Origin of the sequence: Streptomyces sp. NPDC050423 (assembly GCF_040655445.1) — a bacterium.
Taxonomy (GTDB): Bacteria; Actinomycetota; Actinomycetes; order Streptomycetales; family Streptomycetaceae; genus Streptomyces.
In genome coordinates, this window is record NZ_JBFAJY010000004.1 from 17653 (window position 1) to 40217 (window position 22565).

Genomic DNA, 22565 nt, shown 5'->3' on the forward strand with positions numbered 1-22565 from the left:
ACCCCCCATCGCGGGTTTGGTGCGTGTTTTGACCCGGGGGGGGCCCCCCCCCCCCGCCCCCCCCCCCCCCCCGCCGCGCCCCCCCCCCCGCGCGCCCCCCCCGGCCGCTCCGTCGGCCCGTCGCCCCAGCCGCCACCGGGTTCGCGCTGTTCGGGGTGGCCGCCGCGCACCTGGGGCGCGCCCTGGAACGGGGTGTTGCCCTCGGCGCCCGGCGGCACCTCGCCCGGCCGTCTGCGCCGGCCGCTGCCGGGTGCGGGCCGGGTGCCCTCGCGCCCGGCGCCCGCGTCCGCCGGGGCGGGCCCGGCATCGGGCGCCTTGGGCGCAGCGCCTTTTCGACTGTGTCGTCCCACGCCCCGGATCAGCTCCCGCCGTATTCGTCGAGCAGTTCCCGGAACGCCTGGGCGACCGCCTCCGGGTACTCCATCATCGCCACGTGCCCGGCGTCGGGCAGTGTCAGCAGCCGCGAGTCACGGAATGCCGCGGACGCCCTGCGTGCCATCCGGTACGAGACGAGCCGGTCCCGTCCGCCGTACACGAGCTGGGTCGGTGCGAGCACACGCTCGGCCTGACGCCACAGTCCGTGCTGGCCGCCCAGTGTGTACGCATCGACGATGCCACGTGCCGAGCGTGCCATGGCGTCCCAGAAGTACGGCAGTTCAAGCCGTCGCTCCATTTCGGCCACCGCCGCACGGAAGCCCGTCTCGGAGACGCGTGCCGGATCGCCGTAACAGAGTGCCATGACTCCGCGGGTGCGTTCTTCCGCGCTCCAGTCGCGGGTCATCCGGGAGAACAGGGATACGAGCCCCGGAACGGCGAGCAGTGCCGTCGGCGCGGCCGACCACTGCACCCTGATCTCGGGGAGCGCGGGCGAGATCAGGGTGAGCGTGCGCACCAGGTCGGGGCGGACCGCCGCGACCCTGGTCGCCACCGCGCCCCCGAGCGAGTTGCCGAACAGGTGGACGGGCCCGCGCTCCCCCGCGTCCAGGAAGCGGATCACCGCGCGGGCGTGACCGGTGACGGAGTAGTTCCCGTCGTCCGGCGGCGGGGAGTCCCCGAAGCCGGGCAGATCGACGGCCTCGCCGTCCAGCACGTCCTGGAGGAGCGGCATCAGCGCCGACCAGTTCTGCGAGGAGCCGCCGAGCCCGTGCACATAGAGGGCGGGCGCCAGGCCCGTCCGCTCCGGCGGCCGCGAACGGACGGACAGCGTGAGTCCGGCCAGCGTGACGGAGCGGAGTCTCTCGCCCTCCGCAACCCTGACGGCGCCCACCGTGGGGGCCACCGCTGCGGCGGCGGCACGGACTCCCGGCAGCTCGGTCGAAGACATGCGGCAATGTTACGAGACGATCACACCGCGATTCATGTGTTCGCCGTCACACACCGCATCGCGGCATCGGGACCTTGCTCCTAGGCTCGGAGCAAGGAAGGGAGCCACCATGACGGTCGACCCCAGTGATCCGGAGACCTTCGAGGACGTCCAGCCGGACGAACCCGACCAGGAGACACCCGAGGCGGACGCCGCCGAGCAGCAGGCGGAGCTGCGCCCCGAGAGCGACGAACCACTGACGGAGCTCGACCGGAACCACGCGAACGAGGCGGACGCGGCGGAACAGACCCGCGTCGTCCCCCACGACGAGGACGATTACCGCTGATACGTCCCGCTGTGCGCCACAGGTTCGGAGAATCTGTGGCTACCGCAGTCGTCCGGTCCGTGAAATTCTGCGTCCGCGCCGCGCATACCCGGGTTACCCGAAAGTACGATGGCGGTATGGCGCAGCGAGTACGGAACGGCTGTGTCGGATCACAAATTTGGGAGGCGGCGTGACAGCCATCGAGCAGACCGAGGCGGCGCGCCCGCGGGGCACTCGCCTGCCGCGTCGCGCCCGACGCAATCAGCTCCTGGGCGCCGCCCAGGAGGTCTTCGTCGCACAGGGCTACCACTCCGCCGCGATGGACGACATCGCGGAGCGGGCCGGGGTCAGCAAGCCGGTGCTCTACCAGCACTTCCCGGGCAAGCTGGAGCTCTACCTGGCCCTGCTCGACCAGCACTGCGAGTCGCTGCTCCAGTCGGTGCGCACGGCGCTCGCGTCGACGACCGACAACAAGCTGCGCGTGGCCGCGACGATGGACGCCTACTTCGCGTACGTCGAGGACGAGGGCGGTGCCTTCCGGCTGGTCTTCGAGTCGGACCTGACCAACGAGCCCGCCGTGCGCGAGCGGGTCGACCGGGTCTCGCTGCAGTGCGCCGAGGCGATCTCCGACGTGATCGCCGGTGACACGGGCCTGTCCAAGGACGAGTCCATGCTGCTCGCGGTCGGCCTGGGCGGGGTGTCCCAGGTGGTCGCCCGCTACTGGCTCTCCAGCCGGTCCGCCATCCCGCGCGACACGGCGGTGCAGCTGCTCACCTCGCTGGCCTGGCGGGGCATCGCGGGCTTCCCGCTGCACGGCATCGATCAGCACTGAGCGCGGCGGCCGGCGCCCGTGTTCGCTGCGGGCGTTGCCCGCGGGGACCGGGCCGGTCCCTTCAGCGGGCTAATGTGTGCTGCGTACGGCGCGGTTCACCGCGCAGGGACTGACCGTCGGAGGGACATAGCCGTGGAGGTCAAGATCGGGGTGCAGCACACGCCCCGGGAGATCGTTCTGGAGAGCGGGCTTTCCGCCGAAGAGGTCGAGAGCGCGGTTTCCGAGGCTCTCGCCGGCAAGGCGCAGCTGCTCAGCCTCACGGACGAGAAGGGCCGCAAGGTCCTGGTGCCGGCCGACCGGATCGCCTACGTGGAGATCGGCGAGCCCAGCGCACGACGGGTGGGGTTCGGCGCGCTGTAGCGGCGCGCACGGACACAGTGACCGTGGAGGCGGCCCGGCGGGGATTCCCCGCCGGGCCGCTTTCCGTCGTACCCGGGGTGCGATCCGTGCGACCGGCCCGCACCGCGGCCGTTTTGTACGACGGCTGAGCGAAGCCTGTCCGCGGGAGGATTGCGTTCCGCGGCCCGGGGGTAGTACCGCCTACGACCGAATTGCCCGCCCCGTACCTGCGAGGTGATCGTCTGTGATCTTGGAAACCCTGGGCTCCGTCGTGCTCGGACTCGCCCTCTCCTGGGCGGCCCTCCGCTCCCTGTCGCCCCGCCTGCCGTCCCCCCGGGCCGTCTTCGGCACCGGAGCGCTGGGAGCTCTGTTCGGCCTGTATCTGATGCACTCGGTGCTGGGCGCCGGCCACGCGGCGGCGACACTGATCGGCGCGGCGCTCATCTCCGCGGTGACGGTGTCCCTGCTCATCCGGCCGCGCAGCCGCCGTCTGAGCCGGTCGGCGGCCTGAGGCCGCCACCCCGGCCCCGCGGGGGCGGCCCTACGCCGCGAGACCCAGGGTGGCCATCCGCTTGGTGTGCGCCTCGGTGATCCGCGAGAACATCCGGCCGACCTCGGCCAGATCGAATCCGCCGGCCACCCCGCCCACCAGCATGGTCGACAGCGCGTCGCGGTCGGCCACCACCCGCTGCGCCTGCGAGAGCGCTTCGCCCATCAGCCGGCGCGCCCACAGCGCGAGCCGGCCGCCGAGCCTGGGGTCCGCCTCGATCGCGGCGCGCACCTTCTCCACGGCGAAGTTGCCGTGGCCCGTGTCGTCGAGCACGGCGAGCACGAGGGAGCGGGTGTCCGAGTCGAGCCGGGCCGCCACCTCACGGTAGAAGTCACTGGCGATCGAGTCACCGACATAGGCTTTGACCAGGCCTTCCAGCCAGTCCGACGGAGCGGTCTGGCGGTGGAAGTCGTCGAGCGCCTTGGCGAACGGCTCCATCGCGCCGGTCGGCTCCACCTCGATCGCCGTCAGCCGGTCGGTCAGCCGCTCGAAATGATGGAATTCCGCGGACGCCATCCTCGCCAGCGCCGCCTTGTCACCCAGCGTCGGCGCGAGTTTCGCGTCCTCGGCGAGCCTCTCGAAGGCCGCCAGCTCCCCGTAGGCGAGTGCTCCCAGCAGGTCCACGACAGCGGCCCGGTACTGCGGCTCCGTGGACGCGGTGGCCCAGTCCTGGTCAGCGATTCTGGTGGATGCGGGGGTTTCCGTGGCGTTGTCAGGCGTCTCCATGAAGCGCAGAATAGCCCGCCCGCCGGCGGGCGGAAGGGTCCGGCCGCCGACTGCCCTCATACCGTTCCGATGAATTCGCTCAACACAGATGCGCGAATCCGGGGTACAGTGGTATTGCGCTTACTGAGCATTTTGCAACTGCTCGTGGCGCGAAATTGAATGAGGATGCCCGGTCGGTGGCCCGATCGGCTCCGACCCGACAGCCCTCCACGCGATGCGTACACCACGTGCGACCGCAGATGAGGGGCCCCCTCAGCGGCACGAGCGCTCGAGCGACGGCAGTGGTCCCGCGCCACCCGGCCCATCCACGGCCGGATGACCAACCCCGGCACGGTACGACCCCCTTCGTTCGCCTCGGACCGCGTTTCACAGAAGAGGCAATACCCTGACTACGTTCCGAGACCTCGGGATTCTTCCCGAGACAGCCGAGGCCCTTGAGTCCGTCGGCATCATGTCCCCCTTCCCCATCCAGGAGATGACGCTCCCCGTAGCGCTCTCCGGCTCCGATGTCATCGGACAGGCCAAGACCGGCACCGGCAAGACGCTCGGTTTCGGCCTGCCGCTGCTGGAGCGCGTCACCGTCCTCGCGGACGTCGAGGCCGGCCGGGCCGCGCCCGAGAAGCTGACCGACGCGCCGCAGGCACTGATCGTCGTCCCCACCCGCGAGCTCTGCCAGCAGGTCACCAACGACCTGCTGACCGCAGGCAAGGTCCGTAACGTCCGCGTTCTCGCGATCTACGGCGGCCGGGCGTACGAGCCCCAGGTGGAGGCCCTCAAGAAGGGCGTCGACGTGATCGTCGGCACCCCGGGCCGGCTCCTCGACCTGGCGGGCCAGCGCAAGCTCGACCTCTCGCACATCCGTGTCCTCGTCCTCGACGAGGCCGACGAGATGCTGGACCTGGGCTTCCTGCCCGATGTCGAGCGCATCATCACGATGCTGCCGGCCAAGCGGCAGACCATGCTGTTCTCGGCGACCATGCCGGGTGCGGTCATCAGTCTGGCGCGTCGCTACATGTCGCAGCCGACGCACATCAACGCCACCTCGCCCGACGACGAGGGCACGACCGTCAAGAACACCGCGCAGTACGTCTACCGCGCGCACAACATGGACAAGCCCGAGATGGTCTCGCGCATCCTGCAGGCCAACGGCCGCGGACTCGCGATGATCTTCTGCCGCACCAAGCGGACCGCGGCCGACATCGCCGAGCAGCTGGAGAAGCGCGGTTTCGCCTCCGGCGCGGTCCACGGCGACCTCGGCCAGGGCGCCCGTGAGCAGGCGCTGCGCGCCTTCCGCAACGGCAAGGTGGACGTACTCGTCTGCACGGACGTCGCGGCCCGCGGTATCGATGTCGAGGGTGTCACCCACGTCATCAACTACCAGTCGCCCGAGGACGAGAAGACCTACCTCCACCGGATCGGCCGGACCGGCCGCGCGGGTGCCAAGGGCATCGCGATCACGCTGGTCGACTGGGACGACATCCCGCGCTGGCAGCTGATCAACAAGGCGCTGGACCTGAAGTTCCCGGACCCGCCCGAGACGTACTCCACCTCTCCGCACCTGTACGAGGAACTGGACATCCCGGCCGGCACCAAGGGTGTCCTGCCGCGTACCGAGCGCACCCGCGCCGGCCTGCGGGCCGAGGAGGTCGAGGACCTCGGCGAGACGGGCGGCCGCGGCCGCAAGTCCGCCCCCGCCGCGGCGCCCGCCGTCCGCGAGGAGCGCCCCCCGCGCACGCCGCGTCAGCGTCGTCGCACCCGGGGCGGCTCCGCCGCCGAAGAGGTCGCCGCCACGGTGCCCGCACCGGCCACCGAGGCCGCCGAGGCCGTCGAGACCCCTGCGGTCACCGACGGCTCCGCTGAACCGCGTACGCCCCGCCGGCGCCGGCGGGGCCGTGTCGGCGCCCCGGACGTCGCGGCCGAGGCCGCGGTGGACGTGGCGCAGACCCCGGTCGTCGTCATCGACACCGAGCCCGCGGTGAAGACCAGGACCAGGGCCGCCAAGGCCGATGTCGCGGTCGAGGTGGCGGTCGAGGCCGTGACGGAGGCCAAGCCGCGTCGCAGCCGCGCCCGGGTCGTGAAGCCGGTGACGGAGGAGGTCGACTTCCAGACCGCCCCCGTGGCCGAGTCCGCCCCCGAGGCGAAGACGGTGACCAAGCCGCGCCGCCGCGCCCGGGTGATCAAGCCGGCCGAGGACGAGGTCGACTTCCAGATCGCGCCGATCGCCGAGCCCGAGACGGACACCAGGCCGCGTCGTCGCACCCGTGCGGCCGCTAAGCCGAAGACGGAGGCCGTGGCGGAAGCCGGGGCCGAGGGCGAGGCCAAGCCGCGCAGGCGGCGGGCGCCGCGAGCGGCTGCCGCCAAGACCGAGAGCTGAGCCCGGCGCCGGCAGCGGCGGGGCCACGCCCCGGCCGGCCGGCGTCGAGTGCCCGACGGGCCCGAGGGATTCCCTCGGGCCCGTCGGGCGTTTCACGGCACGGGGGTGGTCATGTGCCGCCGGACGGGTCGTGGCGGACGAGGTCGTAACCTCGTCCCATGAGCCGGCCACCCACCTTCACCCCGCCCCCTTGCGCCCGTGCCCGTACGCTGCGCACCTCGCGCGGGGACTTCGCCGTGCTGGACGCCTCCCCGCGTACCGCCGGACGCGGCACCGCTCTCCTGCTGCCCGGCTTCACCGGCAGCAAGGAGGACTTCATCGCACTGCTGGAACCGCTCGCCGACGCCGGCTACCGTGCCGTCGCCGTTGACGGGCGCGGGCAGTACGAGAGCGCCGGGCCCGACCGCCAGGAGGCCTACGCGCAGGACGAGTTGGCGCGTGACGCACTCGCGCAGACGGCCGCGCTCGGTCTCGGTGACAGCGCGGTCCACCTGCTCGGGCACTCGCTCGGCGGGCTGATCGCACGCGCTGCCGCAATCCTCGACCCGGCACCGTTCCGGTCGCTGACCCTGATGTCCTCCGGGCCCGCCGCGGTCGTCGAGGCCCAGCAGGTCAGGCTGAAGATCCTGGGTGACGCGCTCGCGACCATGGACATGGACGAGGTCTGGGAGGCCATGCGCGCCTTCGACCCGCCCGCGGAGGCCGAGAGTGACGGCGAGGACCTGCGGCGGCGCTGGATGCGCCACACACCCGCCCAGCTGATCGCCACCGGCCGCCGGCTGGCCACCGAGCCCGACCGGGTGGCCGAGGTGGCCGCCACCGGACTGCCGGTCCATGTGATCTCCGGCGAACGCGACGACGCCTGGCCGGTGCCCCTGCTCGACGGGATGGCACGCCGGCTGGGCGCCCACCGGACCCGGGTCGAGGGCGCCGAGCACTCCCCCAACACGGACCGGCCGGAGCCGACGGCGGCCGCGCTGGTCTCCTTCTGGGACAGCCTGTAGGCGGCGCCGGCGCCCCGCGACGACGGCAGGGTCAGTACTGCGACTGAAGGTGCTGCCAGAAACCGTCGCGCAGCGCCCGCCGCAGATGGGCGTGGCCGCGCAGCGAGTGCTGGAGCAGGCGTTCGGCCTCGACCAGCAGGTCCTGGTCGACGGAGCCCGGCAGATACGGGTGCCCGGGGAGCAGATCGGCCAGGGAGTCGCGGCCGCGGGCGGAGAGCCAGGTCGCGGCGATCTGCGTACCGACGAACCGGACGTCGTCGCGCGAGGGCGCCGGGGAGTCGTCCTCGTAGGTGGTGACGGGTCGTCTGGTCACGTAGGGGCGGCAGAAGTCGAGGTCGAAGGTGCGCTGGCTGTCGACCTCCCAGAGCAGCGGTTCGGCCTGGTTGCGGCCCTCTCCGGCCTCGATGCCCCACAGGTGGACGCGGGCCCCGTACCCCTGTGCGGCCTCGACGGCCGAGACCAGGTCCTCGTCGCCGCCGACGAGTGCGGCGTCGCTGATGGCACGGTGGCGGGCGAGGGATTCGAGGTCGGTGCGGATGAGTGAATCGACGCCCTTCTGCTGGTTGTTGGCGTTGAGGTTGCCGAGCCTGACCTTGACGTCGGGCAGTTCCGCGATGGACTGCTGCTCGACGGTGTGGATCCGGCGCCTGGCCCCGTCGTACCAGTACACGCGCAGGAGTCTGCTGTCCGCGAAGATCGTGCGGGCCTTGTCGATGAAGGCCTCGATCAGCCCCTCCGAGTCGAGGTCGAAGGAGCGCCGGTCCTCGGTGCCGGTGACGAGCAGTCCCGCCGCGGCGTACACGTAGCCCGCGTCCACGAAGATCGCGTGGGTCGAGGGGGTCTTCGACACCTCGGCGAGCACGCGCTGGAGCAGTTCATTGGTGCGGTCCAGGCGCTCGCCGATCTCTGCCTCGTTCATACGGGCCTCGTCGCGGATGTCGTCGTCCGCGCATGATCGGTTACCTGCTGGTGCTTAGACATCCAAAAAATTTCCTTAGCGTAGGGAATGATTGCAGGAGGCAAGCCGTTGTACACCCCGTGGGGCGCGAGACGTACAGCCTGGCGCTCCTCATCCTTGCGGACGGGTCACCCGTCCTCCCAGTAGTTCTCCAGCAGGAGGATCAGACGAAGGGAAGCCTTATGCGCTTCGAGATCATGCGACTCGACGATGTCGACGGTACCGCCGTGGACAGCACCGTCGTGGACGCCGCCTCCGTCAACCGGATCGTGCAGCAGGCCGCGGCATTGGGCCAGCGCATCTATATCCGCCCGGCCGACACCTCGGCTTCGTAACGCTTTACGGACATAAAGACGAAGCGCCCCCGCACGGATGGACCGTGCGGGGGCGCTGTGGTGCGCGGGCCGGGTCAGGCGTTCTGGATGACCTGGGTGACACCGTTGATGATCTGCTGCACGGCGATGGCGGACAGCATCATCCCGGCCAGCCTGGTGACGAGCACGACGCCGCCGTCCTTGATGACCCGGATGATCAGCAGCGAGTAGCGCATGGTCAGCCAGAGCACGACGTGCATGGCGACGATCGCCGTCCAGACCGAGACCTGGCTCCCCACGCTGTCGGCGTGCTGCACGGCGAGGATCACCGAGACGATCGCGCCGGGACCGGCGAGCAACGGCATGCCCAGGGGTACGAGCGCCACGTTGACGTCCTTCGTCTGCGTCGGCTCGTCGGTCTTGCCGGTCAGCAGATCCAGCGCGATCAGCAGCAGGAGCAGTCCGCCAGCGATCATCAGCGCGGGTACGGAGACATGCAGGTAGTCCAGGATCTGCTGGCCCAGCACACCGAAGACGGCGATCACGCCGAAGGCGACGGAGACCGCCTGGAGTGCCATTCTGCGCTGCATCTTGGCGGGGCGGCCGGCGGTGAGGGCCAGGAAGATCGGGGTGATTCCGGGCGGATCCATAATCACAAAAAGCGTGAGAAAAAGGGATCCGAAGACAGCGACGTCGAACACAGTGAGCCTTGCGGGGAGAGAGCGGGAATTCGGCTGGGGGCAGCGCACCGGACAGGTGCCGGACCGGCGTCCGCCGAAGGGTCCTGGCGGCAGCCGCGGCAGACCGGTGCGCGGGGGTGGAACGGGACGGCGTCGCGCTGCGGCGCGGCCGGGTGAGGGTGGTGTGTGGGCCGTTACGGGGCGAGCGGTCCGCCGGCTCCCGGCACCGGGAAGGCTCCCGTGGCGCGCCGGGTGATCTCGCCGTAGATCTCGGGGTCGGTGGCGTTCTCGCCGAGCCGTACGGTCTTGCGGCTGCCGTGGTAGTCGCTCGACCCGGTGGTCAGCAGCCCCAGCTCGCGGGCGAGCCCGCGGAGTCTGGCCCTGGTCGGCTCGTCGTGGTCCATGTGGTCGGTCTCGATGCCGTCGAGCCCCGCGGCGGTCAGCTTCGCGATCGCGGACTCGGAGACCACGTTGCCGCGTTTGACGGCGGCGGGATGGGCGAGGACGGTGACGCCGCCGGCGGCCTTGACCAGCCGGATCGCGTCGAACGGGTCGAGCTCGTGCTTCTCGGCGTGGGCGCGGCCGCCGTCGGCGAGCCACTGCGGGGTGAAGGCGTCGGAGACGGTCGCGACGACGCCGAGCTCGACCAGTGCGGTGGCGATGTGCGGCCGCCCGACCGATCCCTCCCCGGCGATCCGGGCGACCCGCTCCCACTCGACCGGCACACCCAGCTCCTGGAGCTTGCGCACCATGGTCATGGCGCGCGGCACCCGGTCGTCACGCACCAGCTCGCGCTCGCGCGCCAGCTCGGGCTCGTCGGGGTCGAAGAGGTACGCCAGCATGTGCAGGCCCACGCCGTCGAGCCGGCAGGACAGCTCGGCGCCGGTGACCAGGGTGAGGCCCTCGGGCAGGGCCGCCAGCGCCTCGGCGTGCCCGCGGACCGTGTCGTGGTCGGTGAGGGCGACGACGTCCAGACCCGCGGCGGCGGCGTTGCGGACCAGCTCGGCGGGGGTGTCCGTACCGTCCGACGCGGTGGAGTGGGTGTGCAGGTCGATGCGCACGACGCGGACTCCAGTGCTCGCGGCCGGATGGGGGACGCCCAAGGATAACCGGCGGACGGGTGGATTCCGGACCCGGCCGGAGGCCGCCCGGCAGCCTCTCAGGGCCCGCCCAGCAGCCGGGGCGTGAGCGCGCCGCAGGGTACGAGGTCGACCTCTCCTTCGGCGTCTCGCAGATCGGTCAGCACCAGCTCGTCGTACATCAGGAGTCCCGACTGCTCGGGCCGGACGACCGCCCAGAGCCACAGGCCGCACGCCTCGCCCGCGAAGACCGCCCGGTCTCCGGGGGCGCCCTTCACGTGCCAGAGCGGGGTCGGGCGGCCGGCGGCGAGCACCTTGACGTCCGGCGGCCCGTCCACCCGCAGGTACGGGCCCGGGTCGGGGCCGTCGACACCGGCGTACCGCGCACCGAGTCCGACGCCGAGCTCCTCGGCGACGAGCAGCAGCTCACCGATGCCGCCGAGCGGCCCCGGTCCCGAGCAGGCGACGGCGGTGGCCCGGCCGCCGCCGCGGTCGTCGCCCGCGCACGCCACACCGGTGAAGAGCCAGCCCACCGGGAGCGGCCAGGGCATCCACACCGGGACCCGGGCGCGGTGCACCACCACACCGAGCGCCTCGACACTGGGCGGGATGACCGGCTGCATCGGGTACACACTGCCGTGCACGTCGCACTGCCAGGTGTCGTCGAAGAAACCGGGCGCCTTGACCCGGCCTCCGCACTTCGGGCAACTGGGTTCGCCCCTCATACCAACCAACCGTCCTCCCCGGCCGCCGCCGCGTCAAGGACGATCACCCTTCCGCAGCGGGGCTCCCACCAGGGGATTTAGATGTAGCTTGCATTTATTAGTCTCTCTAACTTATTCTGTGCATAACACAACGATCTAGTGGAGAGCGAGTAGACCCATGCAGGGAGAGGATCCGTTCGATCAAGGGACGGCCAGCATCCTGCGCCAGCCGAAGGCCGTCTGGGCCACGGCGGGCGCCTCTGTTGTCGCGTTCATGGGAATCGGCCTGGTGGACCCGATTCTGCCGTCCATCGCCAAGGGCCTCGATGCGACGCCGAGCCAGGTGTCCCTGCTCTTCACCTCCTACTTCCTGATCACCGCCGTCGCGATGCTGGTCACCGGCTTCGTCTCCAGCCGCATCGGCGGGCGCAAGACGCTGCTGGCCGGGCTGGCGCTCGTCGTGGTCTTCGCCGCGCTCTCCGGCACCTCGTCCTCCGTCGCGGAACTCGTCGGCTTCCGGGCCGGCTGGGGCCTGGGAAACGCCCTGTTCGTATCGACCGCGCTCGCCGTGATCGTCGGTGCGGCGGCGGGCGGCAGCTCGGCGGCGATCCTGCTGTACGAGTCGGCGCTCGGCCTCGGCATGGCCTGCGGGCCGCTGCTCGGCGCGCTGCTCGGTGACGCCAGCTGGCGCTACCCGTTCTTCGGCACGGCCGCGCTGATGGCGATCGGCTTCGTCTGCATCACGGCGTTCCTCAAGGAACAGCCCAGGCCGGCCCGTAAGACGTCACTGCTCGACCCGATCAAGGCGCTCGGCCACGGCGGGCTCGCCTCCGTCGCCACCTCGGCGTTCTTCTACAACTACGCGTTCTTCACGATCCTGGCGTTCACGCCGTTCGTGCTGAACATGTCGCCGTACAAGTCCGGCGCCGTCTTCTTCGCCTGGGGCCTGCTGCTCGCGGTCTTCTCGGTGCTCGTCGCGCCGAGGCTGCAGAAGCGCTTCGGCTCGCTCAAGGTGGTCGGTGCCTCACTGGTGCTGCTCGCCGCCGACCTGGTGATCCTCGGCTACGGCAGCCACACCGCGGCGATCGTCTGCACGATCGTCTCCGGTGCCTTCATCGGCATGAACAACACCGTCTACACGGAGCTGGCCCTCGGGGTGTCCGACGCGCCGCGCCCGGTGGCCAGCGCCGGATACAACTTCGTCCGCTGGTTCGCCGCGGCCGCCGCGCCCTTCCTGGCCCCGAAGATCGAGGAGTGGAGCAACATCCACATCCCGTTCGTGATCGCCGCCGCCGCCGCGGTCATCGGTGCGATCGTCATCCGGGTACGGCGCTCGTCGCTGACGCACGAGGCGCAGGAGCTGGAACCGAAGCACACCACCGAGGACGGCGTCACGGTCTTCGCCAACTGAGGCAACCGAGGCGCCCGAGGCAGCCGAACCGGTCGCCCCGTACCCGCCCCGCCCGCGGCCACCTCCTCACCGCGCGGCGGGGCCTTCGGCTGTCCCGTACGTCTCACCGGCATCGCTCCAGCGCCACCGCGAGACGCTCGCGCCCTCTCCGTCAGTCCAGGGCGACCGAGGCACGCAGCGGGTCGCGCAGGTCCGTCCCCAGGGACAGCCACCGCTCCTGGAGCTCCTGTGCGCCCCGGACCCGCTTCCAGGCCGCCTCGTTGTGCGTCATCGGCAGCAGCGGCAGGAACCGCACCGCCTCCATGGGCGCGTCCAGCTCCAGATCCTCGACCAGCCCGCCGGACTCGGCGACGAGCACCGCGCTGAACGGCGCCCCCGGCCACAGCGGTTCTCCGATGTCCAGCGAGGCGCCGGGAGCCACGATCAACCCCTCCACCTGCGGCGACGCGGCCAGCACGGCAAGCTTGCGCAGCACTTGGTCGGTGTCGGCGAGGCCGGTCCGCACCGAGAGGACCAGCTCGGCCCGCGGCCCCTTCACGGGGTCGGCGAGGGAGTCGGCCGGGTCGGCCATCGGCTGCGCGGACATGCCGAGCGTGGCGTACCTCACGACGTCGCCGTCGATGAACCTGAGCACCTCGATCCGGTCCGTGCCGAGGAACGTCACTGCCGCGCGTGCGTCCGGTTCACCCAGGGCCGTCCGCAGACGGGCCTCGACCAGCGCAAGAATTTCTGCCATGCGGCGAGCATAGGACGCGTATGGAACGGGCAAAGTAAGAGATTGGCCCTGTGTCGGCTGGTAGCCTGACCCCGCCGGTCGGGACAGCACGCAGAAGCGTTGCTCTCAAGTCCCGACGAAACGTCATCCCCCACGGGGGACCGACCGGAGGAGGTGGGGCTGCGGTGGATCCAAGTCGACCGTGCAGTACCAACCGCTCTTCCGCTCGACACCTTTCTTCTGTGATCTGACGCCTTCCCGGTCAAGGCCCACGGCCTTTCGCACGACGGAAGAGCACTCCTTTTTTACCTGTCTGTAGCGAACGCCGTCATCGCGCCGCCGCGGTGCCGCCCGCTTTGCGGACGTGAGCCCACGTCCCCATTCCGGGCTGTTCCACGCCCTCGCCGACGGCCCTCCGTGAAGGAGCCAGCCATGTCGATGATCCGTGACCTGCGCGCTGCGGTGCGCCCGTCCCTGCGCAGGGCCAACACCCTGCACAGCAGTTACGACGCCACCCGTGACCCGTCCGCCTCCAGCGCGGTCGTGGACTGCGCGGTCTACCGCGACGGACGCCGCCTCGCGGAAGTGGACGGCACGTGCCGTACGCCGCACGAGGCGATGCTCCGGGTGCGGGAGAACGGCGGCTTCGCCTGGATCGGCCTCCACGAGCCGACCGAGCAGGAATTCGCCGGTATCGCACGGGAGTTCGGGCTGCACCCGCTGGCCGTGGAGGACGCCGTGCACGCCCACCAGCGGCCGAAGCTGGAGCGGTACGACGACACCCTGTTCACCGTCTTCAAGACCATTCACTACGTCGAGCCCGCCGAGCCGACCGCGACCAGCAAGGTCGTGGAGACCGGCGAGGTGATGTGCTTCACCGGCCGGGACTTCGTCATCACCGTGCGGCACGGCGGCCACGGCTCGCTGCGCGCGCTGCGCCACCGGCTCCAGGACGACCCCGAGCTGCTCGCCAAAGGGCCGTCGGCCGTCCTGCACTCCATCGCCGACCATGTCGTCGACGGGTACATCGCGGTGGCGGGCGCGGTGCAGGAGGACATCGACGAGGTGGAGATCGAGGTCTTCTCCACTCCGGACAAAGGCGGCCCGCGCGGTTCGGACGCGGGCCGGATCTACCAGCTGAAGCGCGAAGTCCTGGATTTCAAGCGGGCCGTTTCGCCGCTGCTGCGCCCGATGCAGCTGCTCAGCGAGCGGCCGATGCGGCTCATCGACCCGGACATCCAGAAGTACTTCCGGGACGTCGCGGACCACCTCGTCCGGGTGCAGGAAGAGGTCGTCGGCTTCGACGAGCTCCTGAACTCCATCCTCCAGGCCAATCTGGCGCAGGCGACCGTCGCGCAGAACGAGGACATGCGCAAGATCACGTCCTGGGCGGCGATCATCGCCGTGCCGACGATGATCTGCGGGGTCTACGGCATGAACTTCACACACATGCCGGAGCTGCGCTGGACGTACGGCTATCCGATGGTGCTGGGCTTCATCGGGGTGCTCTGCTTCTCCATCCACCGCATGCTCAAGCGCAACGGCTGGCTCTGACCGCCCGGAGGCCGGGGCCGGTCTAAGCTCTGCGGCATGACTGCTGCTGACACGCTGCTCGGACCGGCCCTCGTCGAGGAGGCCACCAAGAAGTCGGGCCTGGTCTGGGTGCGCGGCACCGGGCCCGCGCGGGGCCTGTGGCACGTGTGGCACGAGGGTGCGGCGCTCTTCGTCGGGGACGGTCCCGGTGAGCAGCCGCTCCCCGCCGGTCTCACGGACGGTGCCACCGCCGAGGTGACCGTCCGCAGCAAGGACAAGGGCGGCCGGCTCGTCGCCTGGACGGCCTCGGTGGCCCAGCTCGCGCCGCACTCCGAGGAGTGGGAGGCCGCGGTCGCCGAGCTCAGGGGAAAGCGGCTGAACGCACCGGACGCCGAGCAGATGCCCGGCCGCTGGGCGCGCGAGTGCCGGATCGTACGGCTCACGCCCCTCGACTCCCGTACGGACCTGCCAACGGCCTCGGGGGCGGCGGCGCCGCTGCCCACCACCGCGACCACCCGGATGCCGGTACCGGCCGGGCTGCCGCGCCTGCTGAGGCGCTCGCTCAGGAAGCCGTAGCCGGTCCCGCCCCTACGACGAGGACTTGGGCAGCTGCCGCCCGTAGTCGACCGTGTCGCCCTCGGCCGGGGCCTTCAGCGCGAAGTCCTTGCCCCAGTCCGCGAGCGTGACGGTGCCCCCGCCGCCGCCCCGCGCGAAGCGCAGCGGATACGGCTTGCCCTCCAGGGACACGTCGAGCGCGCCGCCCTCGCCCTCGCCGCCCGTGATCCGGATGGTGCGTACCCCGCCGACCTTGTCGCGGTCGCCCTTGCCGACCTCACCGTGGAGCGTGAGCAGCCCGCCGAGCAGCACCTTCTTGTCGGTGAATCCGCGCAGCTGCTTGTACGTGGGGTCGTCCTCGGGGACCTTCACGTACTTGTCGTCCAGCTTGTCCGCCGCCGCCCCGTCCGCGTCGCTCGTCCCGCCGGCGCCCTTCGTGTCGTGGTTCCAGAAGCCGGCTCCCGCCTTGAGATAGAGCACGTCGCCGATCCGGAGCAGCTCGAAAGTGCTCTTCCCCGACGTGACGGAGCCCGCCCCGCCCTTGTCCTTGAGCCGCATGTCGAGTCTGTACGTGCCGCCCTTGCTGACCAGGGTGCCGGCCAGCCGGACCATGTCGGAGGAGTCCGCCGCGGTCCGCGCCTTCTTCTCGATCTCCGGTGCGTCCAGTCTGCCGATGCCGTTGGTCCCCTCGTCCGGATCCTCGCCCGCGCACGCGGTCAGCCCCGCGGTCAGCCCCGCGCAGAGCACGACGGCGAGGGCGGCGGTCCGGCGGCGGGCCCGGACGGGCGGGACAAAAGAGGTCACAGGCGCACTGCCTCTCATCTGCATGGCGGGGGTGGCAGACGGCAGCGTACCCGTGCGGCCCACGCCTTCCGGCAGAGAGTCGTGCCGACGGCTCTCCGGGGCGACCCGCAGCGGTACGGGCTAGCCTGATCCCGTCATAACGGTGCAAAAACTGTCAGAACAAACCGGATGCGTAAACCGACGGCGGAGGAGGCGCAGGCATGGCACCAGGAACGCCCCGCGTCTTCGTCTCGCACCTCTCCGGTGTGCCGGTCTTCGACCCGAACGGCGACCAGGTGGGCCGCGTCCGTGACCTGGTCGCGATGCTCCGGATCGGCGGCCGGCCGCCCCGGCTGCTCGGCATCGTCGTCGAGGTGGTGAGCCGGCGCCGGATCTTCCTCCCGATGACGCGGGTGACGGGCATCGAGTCGGGACAGGTCATCACCACCGGCGTGGTCAACATGCGGCGCTTCGAACAGCGGCCCACCGAACGCCTGGTGCTCGGCGAGTTCCTTGACCGGCGGGTCACCCTGGTGGAGAGCGGCGAGGAGGTCACCATCCTCGACGTGGCGATCCAGCAGCTGCCGGCCCGCCGCGACTGGGAGATCGACAAGTACTACGTCCGCAAGGGCAGGGGCGGGGCGCTGCGCCGCAAGGGCGAGACCCTGACGGTCGAGTGGTCGGCGGTCAGCGGCTTCTCGCTGGAGGAGCACGGGCAGGGCGCGGAGTCGCTGGTCGCCACGTTCGAGAAGCTGCGCCCCACCGATGTGGCCAACGCCCTGCACCACCTCTCCCCGAAGCGGCGGGCGGAGGTCGCCGCCGCGCTCGACGACGACCGGCTCGCCGACGTCCTGGAGGAGCTCCCCGAGGACGACCAGGTGGAGATCATCGGCAAGCTCCAGGAGGAGCGCGCGGCGGACGTCCTGGAGGCGATGGACCCCGATGACGCGGCCGACCTGCTGTCCGAGCTGCCCGAGGCGGACAAGGAGCGGCTGCTGACGCTGATGCGCCCGGACGACGCGGCCGATGTGCGGCGCCTCATGTCGTACGAGGAGCGGACCGCGGGCGGTCTCATGACCACCGAGCCGATCATCCTGCGCCCGGACGCGACGGTGGCCGACGCACTCGCCCGGGTCCGCCGCTCCGATCTGTCCCCGGCGCTCGCCGCCCAGGTGTACGTGTGCCGGCCGCCGGACGAGACCCCCACGGGTAAGTACCTGGGGACGGTGCATTTCCAGCGGCTGCTGCGGGACCCCCCGTTCACCCTGGTCAGCTCGCTCGTCGACAGCGACCTGGTGGCGCTGACGCCGGACACCCCGCTGTCGGTGGTGACCAGCTATCTGGCGGCGTACAACCTGGTCTCGGTGCCGGTGGTGGACGAGAGCGGCTCGCTGCTCGGTGCGGTGACCGTCGACGACGTGCTCGACCACCTGCTGCCCGACGACTGGCGGGAGACCGACTTCCACGGCCGCGAGGGGGTGCTCCGTGGCCGGTGAGGACCGCTCCAGGGCGTCGCACGGCTCGACGGCCCTGACCCGTACCCCCAGGACCCGGCTCGACCAGCCGAAGGACCCGGGGCGGCGGCTGCTGCCGGAGTACGACCCCGAGGCGTTCGGCCGGTTCTCGGAACGGATCGCGCGGTTCCTGGGGACCGGACGGTTCATCGTCTGGATGACGCTGATCATCATCGTGTGGGTGGTGTGGAACATCGTCGCGCCGGAGAAGCTGCGGTTCGACGAGTACCCGTTCATCTTCCTGACCCTGATGCTCTCCCTCCAGGCCTCGTACGCGGCCCCGCTGATCCTGCTCGCGCAGAACCGCCAGGACGACCGCGACCGGGTCACCCACGAGCAGGACCGCGCGCAGAACGAGCGCTCCATCGCCGACACCGAGTACCTGACCAGGGAGATCGCGGCACTGCGGATGGGCCTCGGGGAGGTCGCCACCCGCGACTGGATCCGCTCCGAGCTGGAGGATCTGGTGAGGGACCTGGACGACCGCCGGGCGCTGACCACGGCCGAGAGTGACGAAGACCGCTGACGCCCTCCCGTCGCCCGCCACCACCCTTTCGAGGAGCGTTGCGCGCACCCGTACTATCGGGGTATGGCTACGGAAGACGCGGTGCTTGAGGCACTGGCGACAGTGAACGACCCGGAGATCCACCGCCCGATCACCGAGCTGGGCATGGTGAAATCGGTCGAGATCGATCCTGACGGTGTAGTCGCTGTCACGGTGTATCTCACCGTTTCCGGCTGTCCGATGCGCGAGACGATCACCAAGAACGTGACCGACGCGGTGGCCCGCGTCGAAGGAGTGTCACGGGTAGAGGTCACGCTCGATGTGATGAGCGACGAACAGCGCAAGGACCTGGCGGCCTCGCTGCGCGGCGGCACGGCGGAGCGCGAGGTGCCGTTCGCCCAGCCCGGCTCGCTGACCCGGGTGTACGCGGTCGCCTCCGGCAAGGGCGGCGTCGGCAAGTCGTCGGTGACGGTGAACCTGGCGGCCGCCATGGCCGCCGACGGCCTCAAGGTCGGCGTCGTGGACGCGGACATCTACGGGCACAGCGTGCCCCGGATGCTCGGCGCGGACGGCAAGCCGACCCAGGTCGAGAACATGATCATGCCGCCGTCCGCGCACGGCGTGAAGGTCATCTCCATCGGCATGTTCACCCCGGGCAACACCCCCGTGGTGTGGCGCGGGCCGATGCTGCACCGCGCGCTCCAGCAGTTCCTCGCCGATGTGTACTGGGGCGACCTGGACGTCCTGCTGCTCGACCTGCCGCCGGGCACCGGTGACATCGCGATCTCCGTCGCCCAGCTGGTGCCGAACGCGGAGATCCTGGTCGTCACGACCCCGCAGCAGGCCGCGGCCGAGGTGGCCGAGCGGGCCGGCTCGATCGCCGTACAGACCCATCAGAAGATCGTCGGCGTCGTCGAGAACATGTCGGGCATGCCGTGCCCGCACTGCGACGAGATGGTCGACGTGTTCGGGTCGGGCGGCGGCGCCCGGGTCGCCGAGGGGCTGACGAGGACGGTCGGCGCGGAGGTGCCGGTGCTCGGCTCCATCCCGATCGACCTGCGGCTGCGCGAGGGCGGCGACGAGGGCAAGCCGGTCGTCCTGTCCGACCCCGACTCCCCGGCGGGCAAGGCCCTGCGCTCCATCGCGGACAAGCTGAGCGGCCGCCGGCGCGGCCTGTCCGGCATGTCCCTGGGGATCACCCCGCGCAACAAGTTCTGACCGCGCACGGAACGCGGCGGGCCGGGGGCGACGCTCCCTGGCCCGCCCACGGCTACGCGTACGACCTGATGTCCCCGACCGCCGAGAACCCCAGCCCGTACGCGCTCATCCCCCGCCCGTACGCCCCGATGTGCACCCCGCCGTGCGCCGACCCGGCCAGCACCCAGCCGAACTCGGACTCGCGGTAGTGGAAGGGCACCGGCACACCGTCGACCGGCAGCGACAGCGCCGACCACGCGGGGCCGTCCAGATCGTCGGCCAGCTCGAAAGCCGTCTCCGTCTGCTGGTCCAGCCAGTCGTCCCGCAGTGTGTGGTCCATCTGCGCGGGCCAGGTGTAGGCCAGCAGGCCCGAGCCGGCCAGCCAGGCCGCGGAGGAGACCGTCGTCGCATCCAGGACGCCCGTGCCGTCGCCGCTGCGCCGCACGGGGCTGCTGGCCACGGTCACGACGACCGCGAATCTCTGTCTGTCCTCGCCCGCGTCACTCCGCACCGAGGGCTCGTCGCCATGGCCGGTGGAGCCGTGCTGCACCGTGCCGTCCGCGGCGGTGCCCACCTGCATCAGCCAGCGCGGCCCGGTGAAGGCCTCGTCAAGTCCGTACCAGGGGAACGGCGCCCGCAGATAGCCGTCGACCGTGAGCCGGGCCGTCGGCACCCCCTCTGCAGTGCCTGTTTCCGGCGCACCATCCGCGCCCACCCGACTCGTTGTCTCCATCTGTCCGGCCGCCTCCTCGATCCGTAGGGTCCGGAGCGGCCCGCCCCCCTCGGGCGTCCTCACAACCGGACAGATGGAGAATAGCCATACCGTCCGGACGAGTCGGGATTGACGGGTGTCAGGTGGCGTCTGCGTCGAACGGCGGGTGATCGTCCTTCGCGGGCTGTTCACGCTTCTTGAGCAGGTCGGGAGCGCCCGCCGAGCCGTTCGCCGCGGTGACCGCGGAACCACCCGACACGCCGCTCTTCGCCTCCACCGACGCGGGCTCGCGGCCGTTGACCACATCGGTGACCTCGGCGACCTCCTTGCGCAGGTCGAAGCTCTCCCGGATCTCCTTCAGCCCCAGATCGTCATTGCCGTCCATGAGCTGCTTGCGGACGAACGTCTTGGGGTTGAGGTCCTCGAAGTCGAAGTCCTTGAACTCCGGGCCGAGCTCCGTGCGGATGTCCTCCTTGGCACTCTCCGAGAACTCACGGATCTTGCGGATGAAGCGCGAGGCGTCCTGGATGACCTTGGGCAGCTTCTCCGGACCGAAGATGAGCACGCCGATGATCGCGAGCGTCACCAGCTCGAGTGGGCCTATGTCATTGAACACCTTGCGGCTCCTCGTATTCTCCGCGACCAGGTCGGATGAGGTCTCGACCCGGCCCACGGTACCCGCCGAAACTGCTCGCGCGGTAGCTTCCCGGGCCCGTCACGTGCCCGTCGCCGAGCCGAGCGTCACAGACATGGTGAGGTCTTTACCACCGCGGGTCAGCCTGAGCTCCAGCCGGTCACCCGGCCGGTGCGCCCGGATCTTGACTATCAGTTCCTCACCGCTGTGCACCCGTCGGCCGTCCACCTCGGTGATGATGTCGCCCGGCTCGATCCCGGCCTTGGCGCCGGGTCCGTCCGGCGTGACGGAGGACTTGCCGTCGGCGCCCTTCTGCCCGACCTTGGCGCCGTCACCGGTGTACTTCATGTCGAGCGTTACCCCGATCACCGGGTGAGTGGCCTTCCCGGTGTTGATCAGTTCCTCGGCGACGCGCTTGCCCTGGTTGATCGGGATGGCGAAGCCGAGGCCTATGGAACCGGCCTGGCCTCCCTCGCTGGTCGAGCCGCTGTCCGCGGCGCGGATGGCGCTGTTGATCCCGATGACGTGCGCGTCGGTGTCGACCAGCGGGCCGCCGGAGTTGCCCGGGTTGATCGGGGCGTCCGTCTGCAGCGCGTCGACGTAACTGATGTCACTGCCGTCGCCCTTCTCGCCGCCCGCGGTGATCGGCCGGTCCTTGGCGCTGATGATGCCGGAGGTGACCGTGTTGGACAGGTCGAACGGCGCCCCGATGGCCACCACCGGATCACCGACCTGCACGTTGTCGGAGTTGCCGAGGGGCAGTGGCTTGAGTCCCGAGACGCCGCTGACCTTGACCACGGCGAGGTCGTAGCCGCTGTCCTTGCCGACGACCTCGGCGTTCGCCGTCTCGCCGCCGCTGAACGTCACGGTGATCTCGCCGGACGAACCGGCCGGGGCGACGACGTGGTTGTTGGTGAGGATGTGTCCCTTGTTGTCGAGGACGAAGCCGGTGCCGGTGCCGGATTCGGTGCTGCCGCTGACATGCAGGGTGACCACGCTGGGCAGCGCGCTGGCCGCAATACCGGCGACGCTGTCGGGGGCACGGCCGCCGCCGTTCCGTTCGTCCTGGGGCAGTTCGAGCTGAGTGAGGCCGCCGTTGCGCTCTATGTACGCGCCGATCCCGCCGCCGATACCGCCCGCCACCAGGGCGAGGAGCAGCGCGCCGACGAGGACGGACCCGCGCCGGTTCTTCCGCCGGCCGCCGTCGGGGCCGAGCGGGGTGCCGGGGTTGGTGATCAGCGGCTGCCGGGGCGCACCCCAGGGGTCGTACTGGAGCCACTGCGGCGACGGGGGCTGGGGCTGGGCGGGCTGCGCCCCGCCCTGCGGCAGCGGAGGCTGTTGGGGCTGTTGGGGCTGGGGCTGCGGCGGGCCCTGTGGCTGCTGGGGCAGCGGCGTCGGGGGCGGGAAGGCGGCCGGCGGGGCGTGGGGCGGCGCGGAGGCCGTCGTGATGCCCGCGCCGTTCGTCCCCGCGTAGGGCGGCGGTACGGGGGTGCCGTGCGCCGGTGTCGGGACCGGCCGCTGCACGGGAGGCGCGGGTGCCCAGGGACCGGGGCCGCCGTAGGGCGGGGTGCTGTACTGGTCGGGCTCGTGGAGCGGCTGCGGGGCGCGCGGCACGGCCTCGGCCACCACGGACTCCTCAGGCTGCGGCTCCGCCCCGTCGCTCGCTCCGGTCGCGTCCAGGGGCACCGCGTCCTCGACGGGCGACGGCTCCGGGGGCGCTGTGCTCGTACTGCGCCCCGCCGTGGGCCGGCTCCACCACTTCGCCTTCGGCTCGGTGGGCTTCCCGTCGTCCATGCTCTCCCCGCAACTGCCACAACT

General features: G+C 71.0%; 24 protein-coding genes and 1 pseudogene. 13 read left to right on the top strand and 12 right to left on the bottom strand.

Annotated elements, in window-relative coordinates; translation table 11 throughout:
• A pseudogene (locus tag AB0I52_RS04440) lies at positions 1 to 350 on the bottom strand (hypothetical protein); the annotation flags it as partial.
• An 8-nt stretch (positions 351 to 358) separates the two neighbouring features.
• Positions 359 to 1324: an alpha/beta hydrolase gene (locus AB0I52_RS04445; protein ID WP_363068817.1), complete on the bottom strand. Its 966-nt coding sequence runs from the start codon at positions 1322 to 1324 to the stop codon at positions 359 to 361.
• Between the two features lie 109 nt (positions 1325 to 1433).
• Here AB0I52_RS04445 and AB0I52_RS04450 point away from each other — a divergent pair, with 109 nt between their 5' ends.
• From AB0I52_RS04450 to AB0I52_RS04465, 4 genes are all read left to right on the top strand, one after another.
• Positions 1434 to 1649 (top strand): hypothetical protein, encoded by a 216-nt coding sequence (locus tag AB0I52_RS04450; protein ID WP_363068819.1) that lies wholly within the window; start codon positions 1434 to 1436, stop codon positions 1647 to 1649.
• Between the two features lie 169 nt (positions 1650 to 1818).
• Complete coding sequence (locus AB0I52_RS04455; protein WP_123523710.1) at positions 1819 to 2460, top strand: TetR/AcrR family transcriptional regulator; 642 nt, start codon at positions 1819 to 1821, stop codon at positions 2458 to 2460.
• Positions 2461 to 2592: 132 nt separating this feature from the next.
• Positions 2593 to 2820 carry a DUF3107 domain-containing protein gene (locus AB0I52_RS04460; protein WP_362957497.1) on the top strand — a complete coding sequence of 76 codons (228 nt, stop codon included), beginning with the start codon at positions 2593 to 2595 and terminating at the stop codon, positions 2818 to 2820.
• Positions 2821 to 3043: 223 nt separating this feature from the next.
• Entirely contained in the window at positions 3044 to 3310 is a 267-nt protein-coding gene (locus tag AB0I52_RS04465; protein WP_363068821.1) for a hypothetical protein, read from the top strand.
• Between the two features lie 30 nt (positions 3311 to 3340).
• On the opposite strand, the gene AB0I52_RS04470 is transcribed toward AB0I52_RS04465, so the two are convergent.
• Positions 3341 to 4075, bottom strand: coding sequence for a ferritin-like fold-containing protein (locus AB0I52_RS04470; RefSeq protein ID WP_073736581.1), 735 nt, complete (start codon positions 4073 to 4075; stop codon positions 3341 to 3343).
• 451 nt (positions 4076 to 4526) lie between these two features.
• Between AB0I52_RS04470 and AB0I52_RS04475 the strand changes: the two genes are divergently transcribed.
• Both AB0I52_RS04475 and AB0I52_RS04480 read left to right on the top strand, forming a co-directional pair.
• Positions 4527 to 6449: a DEAD/DEAH box helicase gene (locus AB0I52_RS04475; protein WP_363068824.1), complete on the top strand. Its 1923-nt coding sequence runs from the start codon at positions 4527 to 4529 to the stop codon at positions 6447 to 6449.
• A gap of 158 nt (positions 6450 to 6607) precedes the next feature.
• A complete protein-coding gene (locus AB0I52_RS04480) occupies positions 6608 to 7453 on the top strand; it encodes an alpha/beta hydrolase (protein ID WP_363068826.1) in 846 nt (281 codons plus the stop codon).
• A 31-nt stretch (positions 7454 to 7484) separates the two neighbouring features.
• On the opposite strand, the gene AB0I52_RS04485 is transcribed toward AB0I52_RS04480, so the two are convergent.
• A complete protein-coding gene (locus AB0I52_RS04485) occupies positions 7485 to 8372 on the bottom strand; it encodes an NYN domain-containing protein (protein WP_073736584.1) in 888 nt (295 codons plus the stop codon).
• Positions 8373 to 8593: 221 nt separating this feature from the next.
• Between AB0I52_RS04485 and AB0I52_RS04490 the strand changes: the two genes are divergently transcribed.
• Positions 8594 to 8746: a hypothetical protein gene (locus AB0I52_RS04490; RefSeq protein WP_199884445.1), complete on the top strand. Its 153-nt coding sequence runs from the start codon at positions 8594 to 8596 to the stop codon at positions 8744 to 8746.
• 74 nt (positions 8747 to 8820) lie between these two features.
• On the opposite strand, the gene AB0I52_RS04495 is transcribed toward AB0I52_RS04490, so the two are convergent.
• The 3 genes from AB0I52_RS04495 to AB0I52_RS04505 all read right to left on the bottom strand — a co-directional run bounded on the left by AB0I52_RS04495 (position 8821) and on the right by AB0I52_RS04505 (position 11209).
• Positions 8821 to 9426, bottom strand: a complete 606-nt coding sequence (locus AB0I52_RS04495) for a MarC family protein (protein ID WP_363068829.1) — start codon at positions 9424 to 9426, stop codon at positions 8821 to 8823.
• 173 nt (positions 9427 to 9599) lie between these two features.
• On the bottom strand, positions 9600 to 10466 hold the full coding sequence (locus tag AB0I52_RS04500) for a PHP domain-containing protein (RefSeq protein WP_363068831.1): 867 nt from the start codon (positions 10464 to 10466) through the stop codon (positions 9600 to 9602).
• Positions 10467 to 10564: 98 nt separating this feature from the next.
• Complete coding sequence (locus AB0I52_RS04505) at positions 10565 to 11209, bottom strand: DUF6758 family protein (protein ID WP_363068833.1); 645 nt, start codon at positions 11207 to 11209, stop codon at positions 10565 to 10567.
• Between the two features lie 157 nt (positions 11210 to 11366).
• Here AB0I52_RS04505 and AB0I52_RS04510 point away from each other — a divergent pair, with 157 nt between their 5' ends.
• The gene (locus AB0I52_RS04510) at positions 11367 to 12599 is read left to right on the top strand and encodes an MFS transporter (protein ID WP_363068835.1); all 1233 of its coding nucleotides are present in this window, start codon (positions 11367 to 11369) and stop codon (positions 12597 to 12599) included.
• Positions 12600 to 12750: 151 nt separating this feature from the next.
• Here AB0I52_RS04510 and AB0I52_RS04515 read toward each other — a convergent pair whose 3' ends face one another.
• Positions 12751 to 13335 (bottom strand): suppressor of fused domain protein, encoded by a 585-nt coding sequence (locus tag AB0I52_RS04515; RefSeq protein WP_363068837.1) that lies wholly within the window; start codon positions 13333 to 13335, stop codon positions 12751 to 12753.
• A gap of 411 nt (positions 13336 to 13746) precedes the next feature.
• Between AB0I52_RS04515 and AB0I52_RS04520 the strand changes: the two genes are divergently transcribed.
• Together AB0I52_RS04520 and AB0I52_RS04525 are read left to right on the top strand one after the other, a co-directional pair.
• On the top strand, positions 13747 to 14868 hold the full coding sequence (locus AB0I52_RS04520) for a magnesium and cobalt transport protein CorA (RefSeq protein WP_363068839.1): 1122 nt from the start codon (positions 13747 to 13749) through the stop codon (positions 14866 to 14868).
• A gap of 36 nt (positions 14869 to 14904) precedes the next feature.
• Complete coding sequence (locus tag AB0I52_RS04525; RefSeq protein ID WP_363068841.1) at positions 14905 to 15423, top strand: hypothetical protein; 519 nt, start codon at positions 14905 to 14907, stop codon at positions 15421 to 15423.
• 12 nt (positions 15424 to 15435) lie between these two features.
• Here AB0I52_RS04525 and AB0I52_RS04530 read toward each other — a convergent pair whose 3' ends face one another.
• Positions 15436 to 16206, bottom strand: coding sequence for a hypothetical protein (locus AB0I52_RS04530; protein WP_363068843.1), 771 nt, complete (start codon positions 16204 to 16206; stop codon positions 15436 to 15438).
• Between the two features lie 200 nt (positions 16207 to 16406).
• Between AB0I52_RS04530 and AB0I52_RS04535 the strand changes: the two genes are divergently transcribed.
• The 3 genes from AB0I52_RS04535 to AB0I52_RS04545 all read left to right on the top strand — a co-directional run bounded on the left by AB0I52_RS04535 (position 16407) and on the right by AB0I52_RS04545 (position 19422).
• Positions 16407 to 17681: a CBS domain-containing protein gene (locus tag AB0I52_RS04535; RefSeq protein ID WP_363068845.1), complete on the top strand. Its 1275-nt coding sequence runs from the start codon at positions 16407 to 16409 to the stop codon at positions 17679 to 17681.
• Entirely contained in the window at positions 17671 to 18225 is a 555-nt protein-coding gene (locus AB0I52_RS04540; protein WP_363068847.1) for a DUF1003 domain-containing protein, read from the top strand. Before AB0I52_RS04535 ends, AB0I52_RS04540 begins: the two co-directional genes overlap by 11 nt.
• 63 nt (positions 18226 to 18288) lie before the next feature.
• Positions 18289 to 19422: an Mrp/NBP35 family ATP-binding protein gene (locus AB0I52_RS04545; RefSeq protein WP_363068849.1), complete on the top strand. Its 1134-nt coding sequence runs from the start codon at positions 18289 to 18291 to the stop codon at positions 19420 to 19422.
• Between the two features lie 52 nt (positions 19423 to 19474).
• Here AB0I52_RS04545 and AB0I52_RS04550 read toward each other — a convergent pair whose 3' ends face one another.
• From AB0I52_RS04550 to AB0I52_RS04560, 3 genes are all read right to left on the bottom strand, one after another.
• Positions 19475 to 20134, bottom strand: coding sequence for a hypothetical protein (locus tag AB0I52_RS04550; protein ID WP_363068851.1), 660 nt, complete (start codon positions 20132 to 20134; stop codon positions 19475 to 19477).
• A gap of 118 nt (positions 20135 to 20252) precedes the next feature.
• On the bottom strand, positions 20253 to 20729 hold the full coding sequence (locus AB0I52_RS04555) for a sec-independent translocase (RefSeq protein WP_363068852.1): 477 nt from the start codon (positions 20727 to 20729) through the stop codon (positions 20253 to 20255).
• A gap of 99 nt (positions 20730 to 20828) precedes the next feature.
• Positions 20829 to 22541, bottom strand: a complete 1713-nt coding sequence (locus AB0I52_RS04560; RefSeq protein ID WP_363068854.1) for a trypsin-like peptidase domain-containing protein — start codon at positions 22539 to 22541, stop codon at positions 20829 to 20831.
• Positions 22542 to 22565 lie beyond the last annotated feature (24 nt).

Coding starts and splice junctions, on each gene's coding strand:
- AB0I52_RS04470 (WP_073736581.1), bottom strand. CDS start 4,075: ATGGAGACGCCTGACAACGCCACGGAAACCCCCGCATCCACCAGAATC.
- AB0I52_RS04450 (WP_363068819.1), top strand. CDS start 1,434: ATGACGGTCGACCCCAGTGATCCGGAGACCTTCGAGGACGTCCAGCCG.
- AB0I52_RS04445 (WP_363068817.1), bottom strand. CDS start 1,324: ATGTCTTCGACCGAGCTGCCGGGAGTCCGTGCCGCCGCCGCAGCGGTG.
- AB0I52_RS04535 (WP_363068845.1), top strand. CDS start 16,407: ATGGCACCAGGAACGCCCCGCGTCTTCGTCTCGCACCTCTCCGGTGTG.
- AB0I52_RS04515 (WP_363068837.1), bottom strand. CDS start 13,335: ATGGCAGAAATTCTTGCGCTGGTCGAGGCCCGTCTGCGGACGGCCCTG.
- AB0I52_RS04480 (WP_363068826.1), top strand. CDS start 6,608: ATGAGCCGGCCACCCACCTTCACCCCGCCCCCTTGCGCCCGTGCCCGT.
- AB0I52_RS04490 (WP_199884445.1), top strand. CDS start 8,594: ATGCGCTTCGAGATCATGCGACTCGACGATGTCGACGGTACCGCCGTG.
- AB0I52_RS04505 (WP_363068833.1), bottom strand. CDS start 11,209: ATGAGGGGCGAACCCAGTTGCCCGAAGTGCGGAGGCCGGGTCAAGGCG.
- AB0I52_RS04525 (WP_363068841.1), top strand. CDS start 14,905: ATGACTGCTGCTGACACGCTGCTCGGACCGGCCCTCGTCGAGGAGGCC.
- AB0I52_RS04550 (WP_363068851.1), bottom strand. CDS start 20,134: ATGGAGACAACGAGTCGGGTGGGCGCGGATGGTGCGCCGGAAACAGGC.
- AB0I52_RS04545 (WP_363068849.1), top strand. CDS start 18,289: ATGGCTACGGAAGACGCGGTGCTTGAGGCACTGGCGACAGTGAACGAC.
- AB0I52_RS04475 (WP_363068824.1), top strand. CDS start 4,527: ATGTCCCCCTTCCCCATCCAGGAGATGACGCTCCCCGTAGCGCTCTCC.
- AB0I52_RS04485 (WP_073736584.1), bottom strand. CDS start 8,372: ATGAACGAGGCAGAGATCGGCGAGCGCCTGGACCGCACCAATGAACTG.
- AB0I52_RS04560 (WP_363068854.1), bottom strand. CDS start 22,541: ATGGACGACGGGAAGCCCACCGAGCCGAAGGCGAAGTGGTGGAGCCGG.
- AB0I52_RS04520 (WP_363068839.1), top strand. CDS start 13,747: ATGTCGATGATCCGTGACCTGCGCGCTGCGGTGCGCCCGTCCCTGCGC.
- AB0I52_RS04510 (WP_363068835.1), top strand. CDS start 11,367: ATGCAGGGAGAGGATCCGTTCGATCAAGGGACGGCCAGCATCCTGCGC.